Genomic DNA, 14806 nt, shown 5'->3' with positions numbered 1-14806 from the left:
GGGCCGTCCCCAGATCCGGGCCCGGTTATCCACGGGCGCCGGTCAACTTTTCGTGACGCCTTTCACACCAGGGTATGAACGCCAGTCCACGGTTGTCGAACTGTGGATCACGCTGTGGACAACCTGGGGACAACCGCCCCTCCCCTGGGGACAACCGGTGGACAACCCGGACGGCCCACTGCCGGGGCGTCAGTTGTCCACACCCTGTGGACAACGGTTGTGCACAAGTCCACAGGCACCTGACCTGCGCGGAAGAGCGTAGCGGCGACCGGCCTGTGGACGAATTCTGGATAACTCCGCACTCCCCACCCTGTGGACGGTGGAGAAGGGGCCGGTCCTGTGGACAACGGCCTTGCGCGCCCCGGGTTTTCGAATCACCGGTCAGTTGTTCGGCGCGGGCTGTGGACTGGCGGTCCGTCCGTCGACGGCATCCCTGCCCAGCCGGAGCCCGGTGCACACCTGTGGACGCGCGGAAAGGACGTCAGGATGGCTCCTGACGCCCTTTCCGTCGTGCCGTGCGGCCGGCTAGCTCTTGATGCGGTTGGTGAGTTCGGTGACCTGGTTGTAGATCGAGCGCCGCTCGGCCATCAGCGAGCGGATCTTGCGGTCCGCGTGCATCACCGTGGTGTGGTCGCGGCCGCCGAACTGCGCGCCGATCTTCGGCAGCGAGAGGTCGGTGAGCTCGCGGCAGAGGTACATCGCGATCTGCCGGGCCGTCACCAGCACCCGGCTGCGCGAGGAGCCGCACAGGTCGTCCACGCCCAGGCCGAAGTAGGCGGCGGTCTGCTGCATGATGACCTGCGCGGTGATCTCCGGGCCGGCGTCCTCGTCCCCGCCCGGGATCAGGTCCTTGAGGACGATCCCGGCGAGTTCGAGGTCCACCGGGGCCCGGTTGAGGTTGGCGAAGGCCGTCACCCGGATCAGCGCGCCCTCCAGCTCCCGGATGTTGCGGGTGATCCTGGAGGCGATGAACTCCAACACGTCGGCGGGAGCGTTCAGTTGTTCCTGGATCGCCTTCTTGCGCAGGATCGCGATCCGGGTCTCCAGCTCCGGCGGGGTGACGTCGGTGATCAGGCCCCACTCGAAGCGGTTGCGCAGCCGGTCCTCCAGCGTGGTCAGCAGCTTGGGCGGCCGGTCCGAGGAGAGGACGATCTGCTTGTTCGCGTTGTGCAGGGTGTTGAAGGTGTGGAAGAACTCCTCCTGCGTGGACTCCTTGCTCGCGAGGAACTGGACGTCGTCCACGAGCAGGATGTCCATGTCCCGGTAGCGGCGGCGGAAGGTGTCCGCCTTGCCGTCCCGGATCGAGTTGATGAACTCGTTGGTGAACTCCTCCGAGGACACGTAGCGCACCCGGGTGCCCGGGAAGAGGCTGCGCGAGTAGTGCCCGATGGCGTGCAGCAGGTGGGTCTTGCCCAGCCCGGACTCGCCGTAGATGAAGAGCGGGTTGTACGCCTTGGCCGGGGCCTCGGCGACGGCCACCGCCGCCGCGTGCGCGAAGCGGTTGCTGGCGCCGATGACGAAGGTGTCGAACAGGTACTTGGGGTTCAGCCGGGCGGCCGGCTCGTCCTTGCGGGAGCCGCCGGCCGGCGGGGCACCGGGCGGGGCGGGCACCCCGGGCACACCGGGACGCTCGGCGGAGCGCTCCGGGGCGGCCTTCTCCGCCGGGCGGCCGCCGGTGGGGCGGGAGCCGCCGGCCCGGCGGCCGGCGCCGGTGCGCGGCTGCTCGTTCGGGCCGGGGCCGTAGGCGCCGCCGAAGAGGTCGCCCTGGGTGGTCGCGGGCGGGCCGGGGACGGGCCGCGGCGCCGGGCGGGGCGCGGGCTCCTCGGGATCGCGGTAGGCGGGCTGCTGCTCCTGGTAGCCCTGCCAGCCGGGGCCGCCGCCGGCGCCGCCGTACGCGGCCTGGCGCTGCTCGTAGCCGCCGGGGTCGTAGCGGGGGCGCTCGTAGTCCTGCCCGTACGCCTGGTCCTGCCCGTACGGCTGCTGGTAGCCCTGGCCGCCGTAGTCGGGGGCCTCCTCCTCGGCCGGGCCCGGGTAGGGCTCGGCGGGGGCCTGGGGGCCGGGCGCGGGGGTGGTGGGCACCGCGTTGGCGTCGACCATCACGGCGATCCGGACCGGGCGGCTGAGCTCACGGCTGAGGGCCTCGGTCAGCTGCGGCAGCAGCCGGCCCTCCAGCACCTGCTTGGCCCGCTCGTTCGGGGTCGCCAGCAGGGCGGTGTCGTGCATCATCCACATCGGCTGGGTGCGCTGCACCCACTGTTTATCCATCTCCCCGACATCGGGGTCGCTGACCAGCCGCTCGACGACCCTGGCCCAGACCGGGACGAGGTCGCTGTTGACATCAGCCACTGGTGCACGCTTTCCAAGAACAAACCAGACAAGTTCTGCAACGGTAGTCAGCGAACAGGGCGGGATCAAGTCGTTGTCCACAGGCTGTGGGCAAGGGGGTCCGCCACGGGCTGGTTTGACCCTCGCGCCCCGTCCCGCGTACCGTAACCAGGTCGAGTTGTCGATGGCCGCTGCCGCATGTCCGCGGGTCCACCCGCTCCATAAGGCGCGCAGCACGGGCGCCGTGGATTGCCTCAGACCCCAGCCGAACTGGGGCGATGGGTTGGATTTCCGAAATCAGGGGAGATCACGCGGACGCACGGTGACGGCCAAGCGACCCCCCGTCATCCTACGATTCACCTCAGGAGCCCCCGAGTGAGCAAGCGCACCTTCCAGCCGAACAACCGTCGTCGCGCGAAGACCCACGGCTTCCGGCTGCGGATGCGTACCCGCGCCGGCCGCGCCATCCTGGCCGCCCGCCGTGGCAAGGGCCGCGCCAGCCTGTCCGCCTGATCCGCGCCAGAGTCTGTTGTGCTGCCCTCCGAGAATCGGCTGCGGCGGCGCCAGGACTTCGCGACCGCGGTGAAACGCGGTCGCCGGGCCGGCCGGCCCCTTCTGGTCGTCCATCTCAGCAGAGACGGTGACCCGCAGGGGCAGACCGACCGGACCAGCGACTCCCGCCCGCACGTCGCCGAGGGGACTCCTTCGGCGCGTGCGGGTTTCGTCGTGAGCAAGGCCGTTGGCCCGGCGGTCGTCCGCAACCTGGTCAAGCGCCGGTTGCGCCACCTCGTTCGTGATCGTCTGTCCAGGCTGCCCGCCGGTAGCCTGATAGTGGTGCGTGCGCTGCCCCAGGCCGCTACCGCCCCGTACCAGGACCTCGAACGTGACCTGGACGCGGCACTCAAGCGGTTGCTGAGGACGGAGCCCGCCGCGACGGCGCCGACGGGAGCAGGGCGATGAAGTACCTGCTGATGGGTCTGATCAGGGTCTACCAGTGGACCATCAGCCCACTGCTCGGTCCGGTCTGCCGCTACTACCCGTCCTGCTCGCACTACGGCTACGAGGCCGTGAAGGTGCACGGGGCGGTCAAGGGCGGCGGGCTGACCGCGTGGCGCATCCTGCGCTGCAATCCGTGGACGCCCGGCGGGGTCGATCACGTCCCGCCGCGCAAGCATCCGGTGTGGCACCGGCGGTTGCGAGACTGGCTGCAGAGCCGGTCCGCCACCGGAGAACCGGTGACCGCCACCCCCGCCGGTCCGGACCCCGAGGGCCCGGCGACCATTGGCCCCGTGCGGCCAATCCACCTGTCCAAGGAGCCTGACCGGTGACCTTCTCCTTCCTGAATCCCCTGTACACAGCGGTGTCCTGGATCATCGTCCAGTTCCACTCGCTGTACAGCCACATCTTCAGCCCGGACGGTGGCTGGGCCTGGGGTCTCGCCATCGCCTCGATGGTGGTCGTCATCCGGATCTGCCTGATCCCGCTCTTCGTGAAGCAGATCAAGGCGACCCGGGCCATGCAGGCGATCCAGCCGAAGATGAAGGCCATCCAGGAGCGCTACAAGAACGACCGGCAGCGCCAGTCGGAAGAGATGATGAAGCTGTACAAGGAGGCGGGTACCAACCCGTTCTCCAGCTGCCTTCCCATCATCGTCCAGGCGCCGTTCTTCACCGCCCTCTACGGTGTGCTCGCCCAGGTCGCCAAGGGCCACGACATCGGCGTCATCCACGGCGACCTGCTGGTGAGCGCCGGCAAGGCGCACATCTTCGGCGCCCCGCTCTCGGCGACCTTCGTCGGCAGCAGCGAGACCAGTGTCAAGATCGTCACCGCCGTGATGATCATCCTGATGTCGCTGTCGCAGTTCGTCACCCAGCGCCAGCTGATGACCAAGAACGTCGACCTCACGGTGAAGACGCCGTTCATGCAGCAGCAGAAGATGCTGATGTACGTCTTCCCGATCATGTTCGCCGTGATGGGCATCAACTTCCCGGTCGGTGTCCTGGTCTACTGGCTGACCACCAACGTCTGGTCGATGGGCCAGCAGCTGATCGTCATCCACAACAACCCGACCCCGGGCAGCAAGGCCTTCCAGGAGCGCCAGGAGCGCCTGAAGAAGGCCGGCCGGCTGCGTCCGGACGGCACGGAGATCAAGGGCGCGCTCTGGGGGATGCTGCCCCCGTCCAAGGCGGCCGTCAGCGAGGCGGCCAGCGCCGCCGCGGTGGTCGAGGAGCCGGTGCAGGCGCGCCGCCAGCAGCCGCGCCGACAGACCAAGGCCCAGCGCCAGCAGGGCGCCCCCGGGCAGCCGTCCGGCGAGCCGAGCAAGGACGCCCCGGCCGAGGAGAGCGCCGAGACCGCTCCGGCGGAGGGCCCCCAGACCGACGCCGCTGCCAAGCCGGCCGCCGCCAAGCAGACCGCGGCGAAGCCCGCCGGTACCAGGCAGGGAACCCGGCAGCAGCCGAAGCGCGGTGGCGGCCAGCGGCCGAAGAAGAAGTCCTGACCGGCCCCCCGCCCGTTGTGACTGCCGCGAAGAGCTTCGTCCCCGGCCCGACACACGGGCCCATCTCCGAAGGAGTCCATCAGTGACGGAAGGCACCACCTCCGCCGTCGAGACCGAGGCCGCCGCCAGCGCCGACGAGAGCCTCATCTCCCGCCTGGAGCAGGAGGGCGACATCGCGGCGGACTACCTGGAGGGTCTGCTCGACATCGCGGACCTCGACGGTGACATCGACATGGACGTCGAGGGCGACCGCGCCCTGGTCTCCATCGTCAGTGACGGCAACGACCGCGCGCTGCAGCGCCTGGTCGGCCAGGACGGCGAGGTGCTGGAGGCGCTCCAGGAGCTGACCCGGTTGGCTGTCCACCGGGAGACCGGTGAGCGCAGCCGCCTCATGCTGGACATTGCCGGCTTCCGGGCCCGCAAGCGCGAGGAGCTGGCGGCCCTCGGTGCCAAGGCCGTCGAGCAGGCCAAGAGCAGCGGTGAGCAGGTCAAGCTGCGGCCGATGACGCCCTTCGAGCGCAAGGTCGTCCACGACGCGGTCGCCGCGGCCGGGCTGCGCAGCGAGTCCGAGGGCGAAGAGCCCCAGCGGTGCGTGGTCGTGCTGCCGGTCTGAGGCCGACAGGTCGACGACCGGCCGCCACGGCGGCCGGAGGGCTTCACCGGACGCGACCCCGTCCGCCTCGTGCGGGCGGGGTCGTCGTCCCTTCTGGGATGTTTCACGTGAAACAGTGCGTTGAGCGGGTCGGTGGATCCGGGGATCGGAGAGGTCGAGATGGACACGGAGAACGCGGCTGCCGGCCGGCCGGGGGCGGACGTGGACCCGGCCGCTGAGGGGCGGGCCACCGAGCTGGAACGGCCGGCCGAGGCGCCGGCCGCCGCGCGGCAGGTCTTCGGTGAGCGCTACGGGGCCGCGGTCCGGTACACCGAGCTGCTGGCCACCGCGGGCGTGCAGCGCGGGCTGATCGGGCCCCGCGAGGTGCCCCGGCTCTGGGACCGCCACGTGCTGAACTGCGCGGTGCTGGCCGAGCTGCTGCCCTCCGGCATCACCCTGTGCGACGTCGGCTCCGGGGCCGGCCTGCCGGGCATCCCGGTGGCGCTGGCCCGTCCGGACGTCTCGGTGACGCTGCTGGAGCCGCTGCTGCGCCGGACCACCTTCCTGGAGGAGGTCGTCCGGGAGCTGGAGCTGGACAACGTCACGGTGCTGCGCGGCCGCGCGGAGGAGATGGTCGGCAAGCTCGCGGTGGACGTGGTGACCGCCCGGGCGGTGGCGCCGCTGGACCGGCTGGCCGGCTGGGGCATGCCGCTGCTGCGTCCGCACGGGCAGATGCTGGCGCTCAAGGGCGACAGCGCGGAGCAGGAACTGGCCGACTCCCGGGCCGGGCTGGCCAAGCTGGGCGCGGTCGAGTCGAGCGTCATCGCGGTCGGCGAGGGCACCCTGGAGACCTCGACCCGGGTGATCCAGGTGAAGGCGGGGGAGAGCCCCGGCGGTGTGAAGGCGGCCACCCGGCGCGCCAAGGCGGCCCGGGCGGGCCGATCCGCGAACGCCCGCAACGGCGAGCGCGGCCGGAGCGGGCGGCGCCGCACCCGCTGACCGCGGGTGACGCCGGACACGCGCCGGTGACGGGCGGACGGACCTCCTGCGGGGGAGGGTCGTCCGCCCGTCGTCGTTCAGGTGACGCCCCGGCCGACGACGGGACACCGGAGTGTCGCAACGTCAGATATCCGGCATAGCGGGCATGGTGTTTCACGTGAAACGTCGCTCCTTGCTCTCGGGCATCCTCCGCCGTGACCGGGCGGCGACTGTTGCCGCTCCGGTTTCACGTGAAACACTGACCTCCATGCAGGACTCGGAGACCGTCGACCAGATCGATGACACGCCCATCGCGCGGGCTGCCCAGGCTGCGGTTCAGGCGATCGGCCGTGCGGGTGAGGGCCTGCCCCGACCCGCCGCCACCCGGGTGATCGTGGTCGCCAACCAGAAGGGTGGGGTGGGCAAGACCACCACCACCGTGAACATGGCCGCCTCGCTCGCCATGCACGGCCTGCGCGTCCTGGTCGTCGACCTCGACCCGCAGGGCAACGCCTCCACGGCGCTCGGCATCGACCACCACGCCGAGGTGCCGTCCGTCTACGACGTCCTGGTGGAGGGCAAGCCGCTCGCCGACGTGGTGCAGCCGGTGCGCGACGTCGAGGGGCTGTTCTGCGTCCCCGCCACCATCGACCTGGCCGGCGCCGAGATCGAGCTGGTCTCCCTGGTGGCCCGGGAGAGCCGGCTCCAGCGCGCCATCGCCGCGTACGAGCAGCCGCTCGACTACATCCTGATCGACTGTCCGCCCTCGCTGGGCCTGCTGACGGTCAACGCCCTGGTCGCCGGCCAGGAGGTGATGATCCCGATCCAGTGCGAGTACTACGCGTTGGAGGGCCTCGGCCAGCTGCTGCGCAACGTCGAGCTGGTGCGCGCGCACCTCAACCCCGCGCTGCACGTGTCGACCATCCTGCTCACCATGTACGACGCCCGGACCAGGCTGGCCGCCCAGGTCGCCGAGGAGGTCCGGACCCACTTCCACCGAGAGGTGCTGAGCACGGCGATCCCGCGCTCCGTGCGCATCTCGGAGGCGCCCAGCTACGGGCAGACGGTCCTCACCTACGACCCGGGCTCGACCGGGGCGCTCTCCTACCTGGAGGCCGCCCGTGAGCTCGCGCTGCGTGCGGTGGGCCAGGGCGGCTCGCTGGTGGGGCAGCAGCGGGACGGCCAGCAGGGGCACGGAGCCCCGGTGGCACAGCACGGTACGACGGAGGGTCATCAGTGAGTGCTCGCAGGGTTGGTCTGGGCCGAGGGCTGGAGGCGCTGATCCGCCCCGCCGCGCCGGTGGACGGCGGGGCGGAGGCGAAGACCGCGGCAGCCGCGCCGGTACCGGCCCCGGTGGCGCCGCTGCCGGGCGGCCGCGGCACCGTGGCGGCCCGGGCGGCCGCTGAGAAGCGGGCGGAGCAGGCCCAGCCGGCCGGCGCCTACTTCGCGGAGCTGCCGCTGGACGCGATCACCCCCAACCCGCGCCAGCCGCGCGAGGTCTTCGACGAGGACAAGCTGGCCGAGCTGGTCACCTCCATCAAGGAGGTCGGTCTGCTCCAGCCGATCGTGGTGCGCCAGGTCGGCGCGGACGGCTTCGAGCTGATCATGGGCGAGCGCCGCTGGCGCGCCTCCCGGGAGGCCGGGCTGGAGCGGATCCCGGCGATCGTCCGGGCCACCGAGGACGACAAGCTGCTGCTGGACGCCCTCCTGGAGAACCTGCACCGCGCCGAGCTGAACCCGGTGGAGGAGGCCGCCGCCTACGACCAGCTGCTGCGGGACTTCTCCTGCACCCACGAGGAGCTGGCCGACCGGATCGGCCGCTCGCGGACGCACGTCTCCAACACCCTGCGGCTGATGAAGCTCCCGTCCTCGGTCCAGTTCCGGCTGGTGGCCGGGACGTTGACGGCCGGGCACGCCCGGGCGCTGCTCGGCCTGTCCGACCCGGAACAGCAGGAGCGGCTGGCCGCGCGGGTGATCGCCGAGGGCCTCACCGTGCGCAACGTCGAGGAACTCGTCGTCCTGATGCGCTCGGAGGAGCCGGAGAAGCCCCGGCGCCAGGCGCCCAAGGCGGGCAAGCTGAACTCCCCGGCCTTCAACGACCTGGCGAGCCGGCTGTCGGACCGCTTCGACACCCGGGTCAAGGTCGAGGTCTCCCAGCGCGGCGGCAAGCTGGGCAAGGGCAAAGTCGTGCTGGAGTTCGGCTCGGTGGAGGACCTGAACCGGATCCTGGACAGCATGGCTCCGGGCGAGGACGGTCTGCGGCTGTCGCAGGGCTGAGCCGGACCGGTCGACCGAGGGCGAGGGCCCGATGGGTGCGTGTTCCACGTGAGCGCTGTTTCACGTGAAACATGCACCCATCGGCGTTCATGGGGGAATGCTCGACCTGAGAGGGAGGGAGGAGGTGCGGCCATGGGACGGCGGATCGTGCCGCTGACGCTGGACAACCTCGGGGACCTGCCGACCGGCTGCCGCTCCTGCGTGTTCTGGGAGCTGGACCCGGTCAGTGCGAAGGAGGCGGTGGAGTCGGGCAAGCCGGAGCTGGAGAAGGAGGGGTGGATCTCCACGGTGCTGCTGGAGTGGGGCTCCTGCGGCCGGATCGTGTACGTGGACGAGCGGCCCGCGGGCTTCGTGCTGTACGCGCCGCCCGCCTACGTGCCCCGCTCGCAGTCCTTCCCGACCAGCCCGGTCTCGCCGGACGCCGTCCAGCTGATGGTCAGCCGGGTGCTGCCCGGCTACCAGGGCCAGGGGCTCGGCCGGGTGCTGGTGCAGACCGCGGCCAAGGACCTGATCGGGCGCGGGGTGCGGGCGATCGAGGCCTTCGGTTCGGCCGGGCGGGTGGCGACCGGTTGCGTGCTGCCGGCCGACCACCTGCTCGCGGTCGGCTTCAAGACCGTCCGTCCGCACGGCCGCTACCCGCGGCTGCGGTTGGAGGCACGCACCACGCTCTCCTGGCGGGGCGACGTGGAGGGGGCGCTGGAGCGGTTGCTGGGCGGCGGGCGCAAGGAGCCCGCGCTGCGGCCGTTCTAGGGCGCGGCCGACACGCCCCTGGGGCCGACGGGCGGGAGGACGACGGCCCGGGAAGGCGACGGGCCGGGAAGACGACGGTGGCGGGGCTCCCTCCGAGGGAGCCCCGCCACCGTGCGGTCGACGACCGGAGGACCTAGATGAACTCGGCCAGCTCGCGCAGCAGCGCGGCCTTCGGACGGGCACCGGTGATGGACTTCACCGGCTCGCCGTCCTTGTAGACGATCAGGGTCGGGATCGAGATGACGCCGTACTTGGCGGCGGTCGCCTGGTTGGCGTCCACGTCGAGCTTGGCGATGGTCAGCTTGTCGCCGTGCTCGGCCGCGATGTCGTCCAGGACCGGGGCGACCTGGCGGCACGGGCCGCACCAGGTGGCCCAGAAGTCGACCAGTACGGGCTTCTCGCTCTTCAGGACGTCGGCCTCGAAGGACGCGTCGGTGACGGTGGTGGTGGCGCCGGCCACGGGAACTCCTCGGGTTAGGACGGAGGGGGCTGCTGCCAGGAGAACAACGGGCGGGCCCGTTCTGTTTCTGCCCGGCGGGGGCGGGGGTGTTCCACGTGGAACACCCCCGGGGAGTGGATCGGGGGAGGGGCTCAGACCGCGACGGCCGCGGCCTTGGCCTCCAGGTCGTCCAGCGAGGCCAGGTAGCGCTCGGCGTCCAGGGCGGAGGAGCAGCCGGTGCCCGCGGCGGTGATGGCCTGGCGGTAGGTGTGGTCCACGACGTCGCCGGCGCCGAAGACGCCCGGGATGTTGGTCCGGGTGGAGGGGGCCTCGACCTTGAGGTAGCCCTCGGCGTCCAGGTCCAGCTGGCCCTTGAACAGCTCGGTGCGCGGGTCGTGGCCGATCGCGATGAACAGGCCGGTGACGGCCAGCTCGCGGGTCTCGCCGGTGGTGGTGTCCCGCAGGGTGACGCCGCTCAGCTTCGGGTCGCCGTGGATGGCCTCGACCGCGCTGTCCCACTCGAAGCGGATCTTCGGGTCGGCGAAGGCACGCTCCTGCATCGCCTTGGAGGCGCGCAGGGTGTCCCGGCGGTGGATGATCGTGACGCTCTTGGCGAAGCGGGAGAGGAAGGTCGCCTCCTCCAGGGCGGTGTCACCGCCGCCGACCACCGCGATGTCCTGGTCGCGGAAGAAGAAGCCGTCGCAGGTGGCGCACCAGGAGACGCCGCGGCCGGACAGCTTGTCCTCGTTCGGCAGGCCGAGCTTGCGGTGCTGGGAGCCGGTGGTGACGATCACGGCGCGCGCCTTGTGCACATTGCCCTCGGAGTCGGTGACGGTCTTGACGTCACCGGTGAGGTCGACCGCGACGATGTCGTCGGGGATCAGCTCGGCGCCGAAACGCTCGGCCTGGGCCCGCATGTTGTCCATCAGCTCGGGGCCCATGATGCCGTCCCGGAAGCCCGGGAAGTTCTCGACCTCGGTGGTGTTCATGAGCGCCCCACCGGCGGTGACGGCCCCCTCGAAGACGAGCGGCTTGAGGGAGGCACGGGCCGTGTAGAGCGCGGCCGTGTACCCGGCCGGGCCGGAACCGATGATGATCACGTTACGGACGTCGCTCACTGCTTCTCCTGGTTCGCATCGCGACCCGCGTTTGCTGCGGGGAGGGCGGTCCTGCTCCGCCGCCCGGGACAACGACTGACCAGTGTCTCGCATTCCCAGGCGGATCAGTACCAGGCGCCCGGAGTCCGGAAGCGGCGTGGCGGAGTTGGCGTGGATCGCATGGGAACTGCCGGTCAGTGGCTGGGAACGGCTCGGTGCAGGACGACCGGGCCGCAGTCGGCCGAGCGCAGGTAGACGTCCACGGAGTCCGGTCGGCCGGGCAGCGGGTAGACCAGGACGTCGACCGGGGCGCCCCGGTACACGCCCCGGTCGGTGGCCAGCGGGGCGCCGGGGGCGGGGGCCGGGCAGTCCGGGGCGCCGGGGGAGGAGGGGTCCGGCTCCGGGCGCGCGCCGTCGGCGGGCAGCGCGCCCTGGGTGGTGGCGGGGCCGGTGGCCCGCAGCCCCGGGGCGTCCTCCGAACGGGCCAGCAGTCGCTGGACCTGGGCGGCGAGTTCGTCCTCGCGGTAGTCGGTGCCCGCGCCCGTCGTGTGCGGGGCCCGGGCGCCGTGGCTGTCGGCGGTGGCGCTCGGGGCGCTGCCCGCACGGGCCGCCACCGCGTCGGAGCGGTCGTCGGGGTGCAGCAGCAGGGCCCCGCCGAGCCCGAGGGCGGCCAGGGCGGCGGCCGTGCCGAGCAGCAGGGCGAGCCGGCGCCGCCGGGGGCGGGAGCGGCCGGGGCCGGTGGCCGCCCCGGACCGTCCGGCGGGTCGGTCGGCGGGTCGGTCCGGGGCGGCGGAGGACGGTGGGACGGGTGCCGGGCCGGCGGCCTCGACGGCGCTCCGGTCGGCTGCGGCTCTGGCCAGTGCCGCGTCCAGCCGGGCGGCGACATCGGCCGGCATCGGTGCGGCCGCGACGTCGCCGAGCAGCGTCCGGACCTCGGCGAGCGCGTCGACGGTCTCCCGGCACTCGGCGCAGCCGTCCAGGTGCCGCTCCAGGGCCGCGACGTCCTGCGGCGCGTCGACCAGGCCTTCGGCGAGGTCGGCCAGCCGCTCCACCGGGGGGTGGTCGTCGGCCGGGACGGGGAAGGAGGGTCGGGCGTTCATCGGGTGCTCGCGTCCCCTTCCAGGATCGTCCGGCCGGTGCTCTGGCCCGTCCCTGTGACGGTGCCGGGGTGCTGCGGGTTCCCGGGGGCGTCGCGGCGGGGCGGGGCGGCGCCGGGGGCGGGCGGTGTTTCACGTGAAACATCCGGCTCGCGCAGGTGCCGGACGAGGGGGAGGAGCCGGGCCCGGCCGCGCGCGCAGCGGCTCTTCACCGTGCCCACCGGGACGCCCAGCACCTCGGCGGCCTCGGCCACCGGGTAGCCCTGCATGTCGACCAGCACCAGCGCGGCCCGCTGTTCGACGGGCAGTTCGGCGAGCGCCGCGGCCAGCTCGCGGTGCAGCTCGGCCCGGACCACCGGGGAGTCGGCCGGTTCCGACGCACCGACCAGGATGTCCAGCCGCTGCGGGTCGTCGTCGAGCGGGGTGGTGCGGCGGGTGGCGCTGCGCCGGGCGCGGTCCAGGCAGGCGTTGACCACGATCCGGTGCAGCCAGGTGGTGACCGCCGAGCGGCCCTGGAAGCCGGCAGCGGCGCGGAAGGCGGACACCAGGGCGTCCTGGAGCGCGTCGGCGGCCTCCTCGCGGTCGCCCAGGGTGCGCAGGGCCACCGCCCAGAGCCGGTCGCGGTGGCGGTCGATCAGCAGGCCGAAGGCCGTCCGGTCGCCGGCGACGTGCCGGGCGAGCAGCGCCGCGTCGTCGTCCGCCACCGTCACCCCTCGACCTCCCCGCAATCCTGCCGGCCCCCCCGGGGCGTCAGCCGAAGGCCTTGACCTCGGCGACGTGGCCGCTGAAGGTGCCGTCGCCGCCCTTCGGCAGCGCGGTCAGCCAGAGCAGAAGGTAGCGCGTGGTGACCGGGGCGTCGAGGGTGTACTCGGCGGTGGTCCCGCTCTTCCTGCCCACGACGGTGAAGGCGTCCAGCTTGGCCTGCGCCGGGTTGGCGCCCGCGGCCGCCCCGGGCACCCGGAGCTCCGCGGTGTGCTCGCCGACGAACTGGGCGCTCACCGAGGAGACCGTCTGCGGCGAGCCGAGGTCGATCAGCAGCCCGGTTCCCGCCTTGAGGGCGGGCGGCTTGGGACCGAACTGGTCGTTGTACCACTGGGTGGACCAGTTGGTGCCGGGGTCGCCGTCCACCGCCTTCGCGGGGTTGTCGCTCCCCTCCGTGCCGTCGCCGAACGGGCTGTACGCCTGCGCGCCCTTGATGGTGAGCGGCACCGGGTTGTGGGTGCTCGCCTGCGGGCTCGGCGCGGCGCTGCTCGCCGAGGGCAGCGGGGAGGCGGTGGCCGCCCCGCTGTGGCGCAGGGTGTCGACGAACTGCCAGGAGGCGACGCCGATCGCCCCCAGCGCGACCGTCCAGGCGGTGGCCTTGACCACCCGGCGCAGCCTCCGCCGCATCCGGTGCGAGGAGGTCGGGCGGGAGGAGGCCGGCAGCGGGGCGACGGTGGCGTCGGCGACCCGGGTCGGGTTGGGAGCGGTGGGCAGTGCGTGGGTGTTGTGCCGCGGCGGGGCCGGGAAGGCGGGGAGCTCGGGCTCGGGCTGGCGGATCCTGGGCAGCTGGGCGATCGCCCGGACCAGCTCCTCCGGCGTGGTGATCGGCAGGGCGTGGTGCGGCGGCTGGTCGAACAGGGCCCGCGCGGCGAGCTCGGACAGGCCCTTGTGCACCCCGGCGCGGACCTGGTCCGGTGCGGCGTTCTGGAGGTCCCTGGGCAGGCCCTGGAGGTCGTAGCGGTCCTCCGGGTACGGCCAGCGGTGGGTGAGCGCGGCGAACAGCAGTGCGCCGATCGCACGGGTGTCGGCCCGCTGGGCGTCCTCGGCGCCCTCGGCGGGCAGTCCGCGCAGCGCGGCGTCCACCGCGATGCCGTTGATCCGGTACTGGCCGCTGTCGGTCCGCAGCACGCAGCGCGGGGTGAGCCGCAGGTGGGCCTGGCCGCGGCGGTGGGCGGCCGCGACGGCGTCGGCGACCTGGCGGACCATCTGGTACGCCTCGTGCGGCTCCATCGGGCCGTTCGCGAGCAGCCTGGCCAGGTCGGAGGAGTGCGGCAGCCACTCCCGCACGACGTAGACCAGCTCGCCCTCGTGGACGGCGTCCAGGACCTGGACGAAGCGCGGGTCGCCGAGCAGCGCGGCGGACTTGGCCGCGGCCAGCACCTTGCGGGCCCGCTGGTGGCCGGAGGCCATCAGGTGGACGCCGACCGCCCGGCGCAGCTTCTCGTCGACGGCGCGCCAGCTGCTGAAGGTCTCGGTCTGGGAGATGCACTCCTCCAGCCGGTACCGGTGGCCGATCATGTCGCCGCTGCGGCGCTGGGGCGCGGGGAGGGTGCGCGGGAGGGTGGCGGTGTCGCGCGGGTCGACGGTGGGCTGGGGGTCGGTGGGGCGGCGGGCGGGGCGGGCGGGCTCGGGGGCGGCCTTCTTCCGGGTCGAGCCGGCGGCCAGTTCGGCGCGGAGCTCCTGGACCGAGAGCGGAGCGGTGATCTCCGAGGTCTCCTCGCCGACGGCGGGCTCCGGCCCGGCGGCCGGCGCGTCCCGCCCGTCCTCGTCCTCGCCCGCGTCGGTGCGCCCGGCGGCAGCGGTGGTGGCGCCCTTGCGGGCGCCCGCGGAGTCGCTCCCGTCGGCGTCCTCCGAGCCCGCGGGCCCGTCGATCGCCGCGGCCAGCGCGGCCTCGTCCGTCGCCGCGTCAGCTGCTGACGTGTCGACGACGGCCTTGGTGCCATCAGCCACCGTGGTCCTGCCTCCCCTTGTGTCGCCCCGGCCTGAGAGAGT

15 protein-coding genes are annotated in these 14806 nt (G+C 72.8%); 9 read left to right on the top strand and 6 right to left on the bottom strand.

Annotated features, from left to right (window positions below; translation table 11 throughout):
* Positions 1-525: 525 nt before the first annotated feature.
* The gene (dnaA, locus tag ACH5AR_RS08075; protein ID WP_396300518.1) at positions 526-2346 is read right to left on the bottom strand and encodes a chromosomal replication initiator protein DnaA; all 1821 of its coding nucleotides are present in this window, start codon (positions 2344-2346) and stop codon (positions 526-528) included.
* Between the two features lie 354 nt (positions 2347-2700).
* Here dnaA and rpmH point away from each other — a divergent pair, with 354 nt between their 5' ends.
* The 9 genes from rpmH (at position 2701) to ACH5AR_RS08030 (ending at position 9419) form a co-directional block, all read left to right on the top strand.
* The gene (rpmH, locus tag ACH5AR_RS08070) at positions 2701-2838 is read left to right on the top strand and encodes a 50S ribosomal protein L34 (RefSeq protein ID WP_030059672.1); all 138 of its coding nucleotides are present in this window, start codon (positions 2701-2703) and stop codon (positions 2836-2838) included.
* An 18-nt stretch (positions 2839-2856) separates the two neighbouring features.
* A complete protein-coding gene (rnpA, locus tag ACH5AR_RS08065) occupies positions 2857-3285 on the top strand; it encodes a ribonuclease P protein component (protein WP_396300517.1) in 429 nt (142 codons plus the stop codon).
* Positions 3282-3653: a membrane protein insertion efficiency factor YidD gene (gene yidD, locus ACH5AR_RS08060; protein WP_396300516.1), complete on the top strand. Its 372-nt coding sequence runs from the start codon at positions 3282-3284 to the stop codon at positions 3651-3653. Before rnpA ends, yidD begins: the two co-directional genes overlap by 4 nt.
* Positions 3650-4822: a membrane protein insertase YidC gene (yidC, locus tag ACH5AR_RS08055; protein WP_396300515.1), complete on the top strand. Its 1173-nt coding sequence runs from the start codon at positions 3650-3652 to the stop codon at positions 4820-4822. Before yidD ends, yidC begins: the two co-directional genes overlap by 4 nt.
* Positions 4823-4904: 82 nt before the next feature.
* Positions 4905-5435 (top strand): protein jag, encoded by a 531-nt coding sequence (locus tag ACH5AR_RS08050; RefSeq protein WP_396300514.1) that lies wholly within the window; start codon positions 4905-4907, stop codon positions 5433-5435.
* A 159-nt stretch (positions 5436-5594) separates the two neighbouring features.
* Positions 5595-6413, top strand: a complete 819-nt coding sequence (rsmG, locus tag ACH5AR_RS08045; protein ID WP_396300513.1) for a 16S rRNA (guanine(527)-N(7))-methyltransferase RsmG — start codon at positions 5595-5597, stop codon at positions 6411-6413.
* 274 nt (positions 6414-6687) lie between these two features.
* Positions 6688-7632: a ParA family protein gene (locus ACH5AR_RS08040; protein ID WP_396300730.1), complete on the top strand. Its 945-nt coding sequence runs from the start codon at positions 6688-6690 to the stop codon at positions 7630-7632.
* Positions 7629-8669 (top strand): ParB/RepB/Spo0J family partition protein, encoded by a 1041-nt coding sequence (locus ACH5AR_RS08035; RefSeq protein WP_396300512.1) that lies wholly within the window; start codon positions 7629-7631, stop codon positions 8667-8669. Before ACH5AR_RS08040 ends, ACH5AR_RS08035 begins: the two co-directional genes overlap by 4 nt.
* 132 nt (positions 8670-8801) lie before the next feature.
* Positions 8802-9419, top strand: coding sequence for a GNAT family N-acetyltransferase (locus ACH5AR_RS08030; RefSeq protein WP_396300511.1), 618 nt, complete (start codon positions 8802-8804; stop codon positions 9417-9419).
* 133 nt (positions 9420-9552) lie between these two features.
* Here the strand turns inward: ACH5AR_RS08030 and trxA are convergent, their stop codons facing one another.
* From trxA to ACH5AR_RS08005, 5 genes are all read right to left on the bottom strand, one after another.
* Complete coding sequence (trxA, locus tag ACH5AR_RS08025; protein ID WP_396300510.1) at positions 9553-9879, bottom strand: thioredoxin; 327 nt, start codon at positions 9877-9879, stop codon at positions 9553-9555.
* A 131-nt stretch (positions 9880-10010) separates the two neighbouring features.
* Positions 10011-10976, bottom strand: coding sequence for a thioredoxin-disulfide reductase (gene trxB / locus ACH5AR_RS08020; protein ID WP_396300509.1), 966 nt, complete (start codon positions 10974-10976; stop codon positions 10011-10013).
* 173 nt (positions 10977-11149) lie between these two features.
* Complete coding sequence (locus ACH5AR_RS08015) at positions 11150-12055, bottom strand: hypothetical protein (RefSeq protein ID WP_396300508.1); 906 nt, start codon at positions 12053-12055, stop codon at positions 11150-11152.
* Complete coding sequence (gene sigM, locus ACH5AR_RS08010; RefSeq protein WP_396300507.1) at positions 12052-12762, bottom strand: RNA polymerase sigma factor SigM; 711 nt, start codon at positions 12760-12762, stop codon at positions 12052-12054. The genes ACH5AR_RS08015 and sigM overlap by 4 nt, the downstream gene beginning before the upstream one ends.
* A 40-nt stretch (positions 12763-12802) precedes the next feature.
* Positions 12803-14764, bottom strand: coding sequence for a serine/threonine protein kinase (locus tag ACH5AR_RS08005; protein ID WP_396300506.1), 1962 nt, complete (start codon positions 14762-14764; stop codon positions 12803-12805).
* Between the last annotated feature and the right edge of the window lie 42 nt (positions 14765-14806).

The sequence above is a fragment of the Kitasatospora sp. NPDC018619 genome, from assembly GCF_044391605.1.
Taxonomy (GTDB): domain Bacteria; phylum Actinomycetota; class Actinomycetes; order Streptomycetales; family Streptomycetaceae; genus Kitasatospora.
Note: the sequence above shows the minus strand (reverse complement) of the source record. Positions and strands in the feature narration are given on the sequence as shown.

Excerpts from the sequence above, each read along its gene's own strand:
- yidD (WP_396300516.1), top strand. The coding sequence starts at position 3,282 with ATGAAGTACCTGCTGATGGGTCTGATCAGGGTCTACCAGTGGACCATC.
- rsmG (WP_396300513.1), top strand. The coding sequence starts at position 5,595 with ATGGACACGGAGAACGCGGCTGCCGGCCGGCCGGGGGCGGACGTGGAC.
- ACH5AR_RS08030 (WP_396300511.1), top strand. The coding sequence starts at position 8,802 with ATGGGACGGCGGATCGTGCCGCTGACGCTGGACAACCTCGGGGACCTG.
- ACH5AR_RS08015 (WP_396300508.1), bottom strand. The coding sequence starts at position 12,055 with ATGAACGCCCGACCCTCCTTCCCCGTCCCGGCCGACGACCACCCCCCG.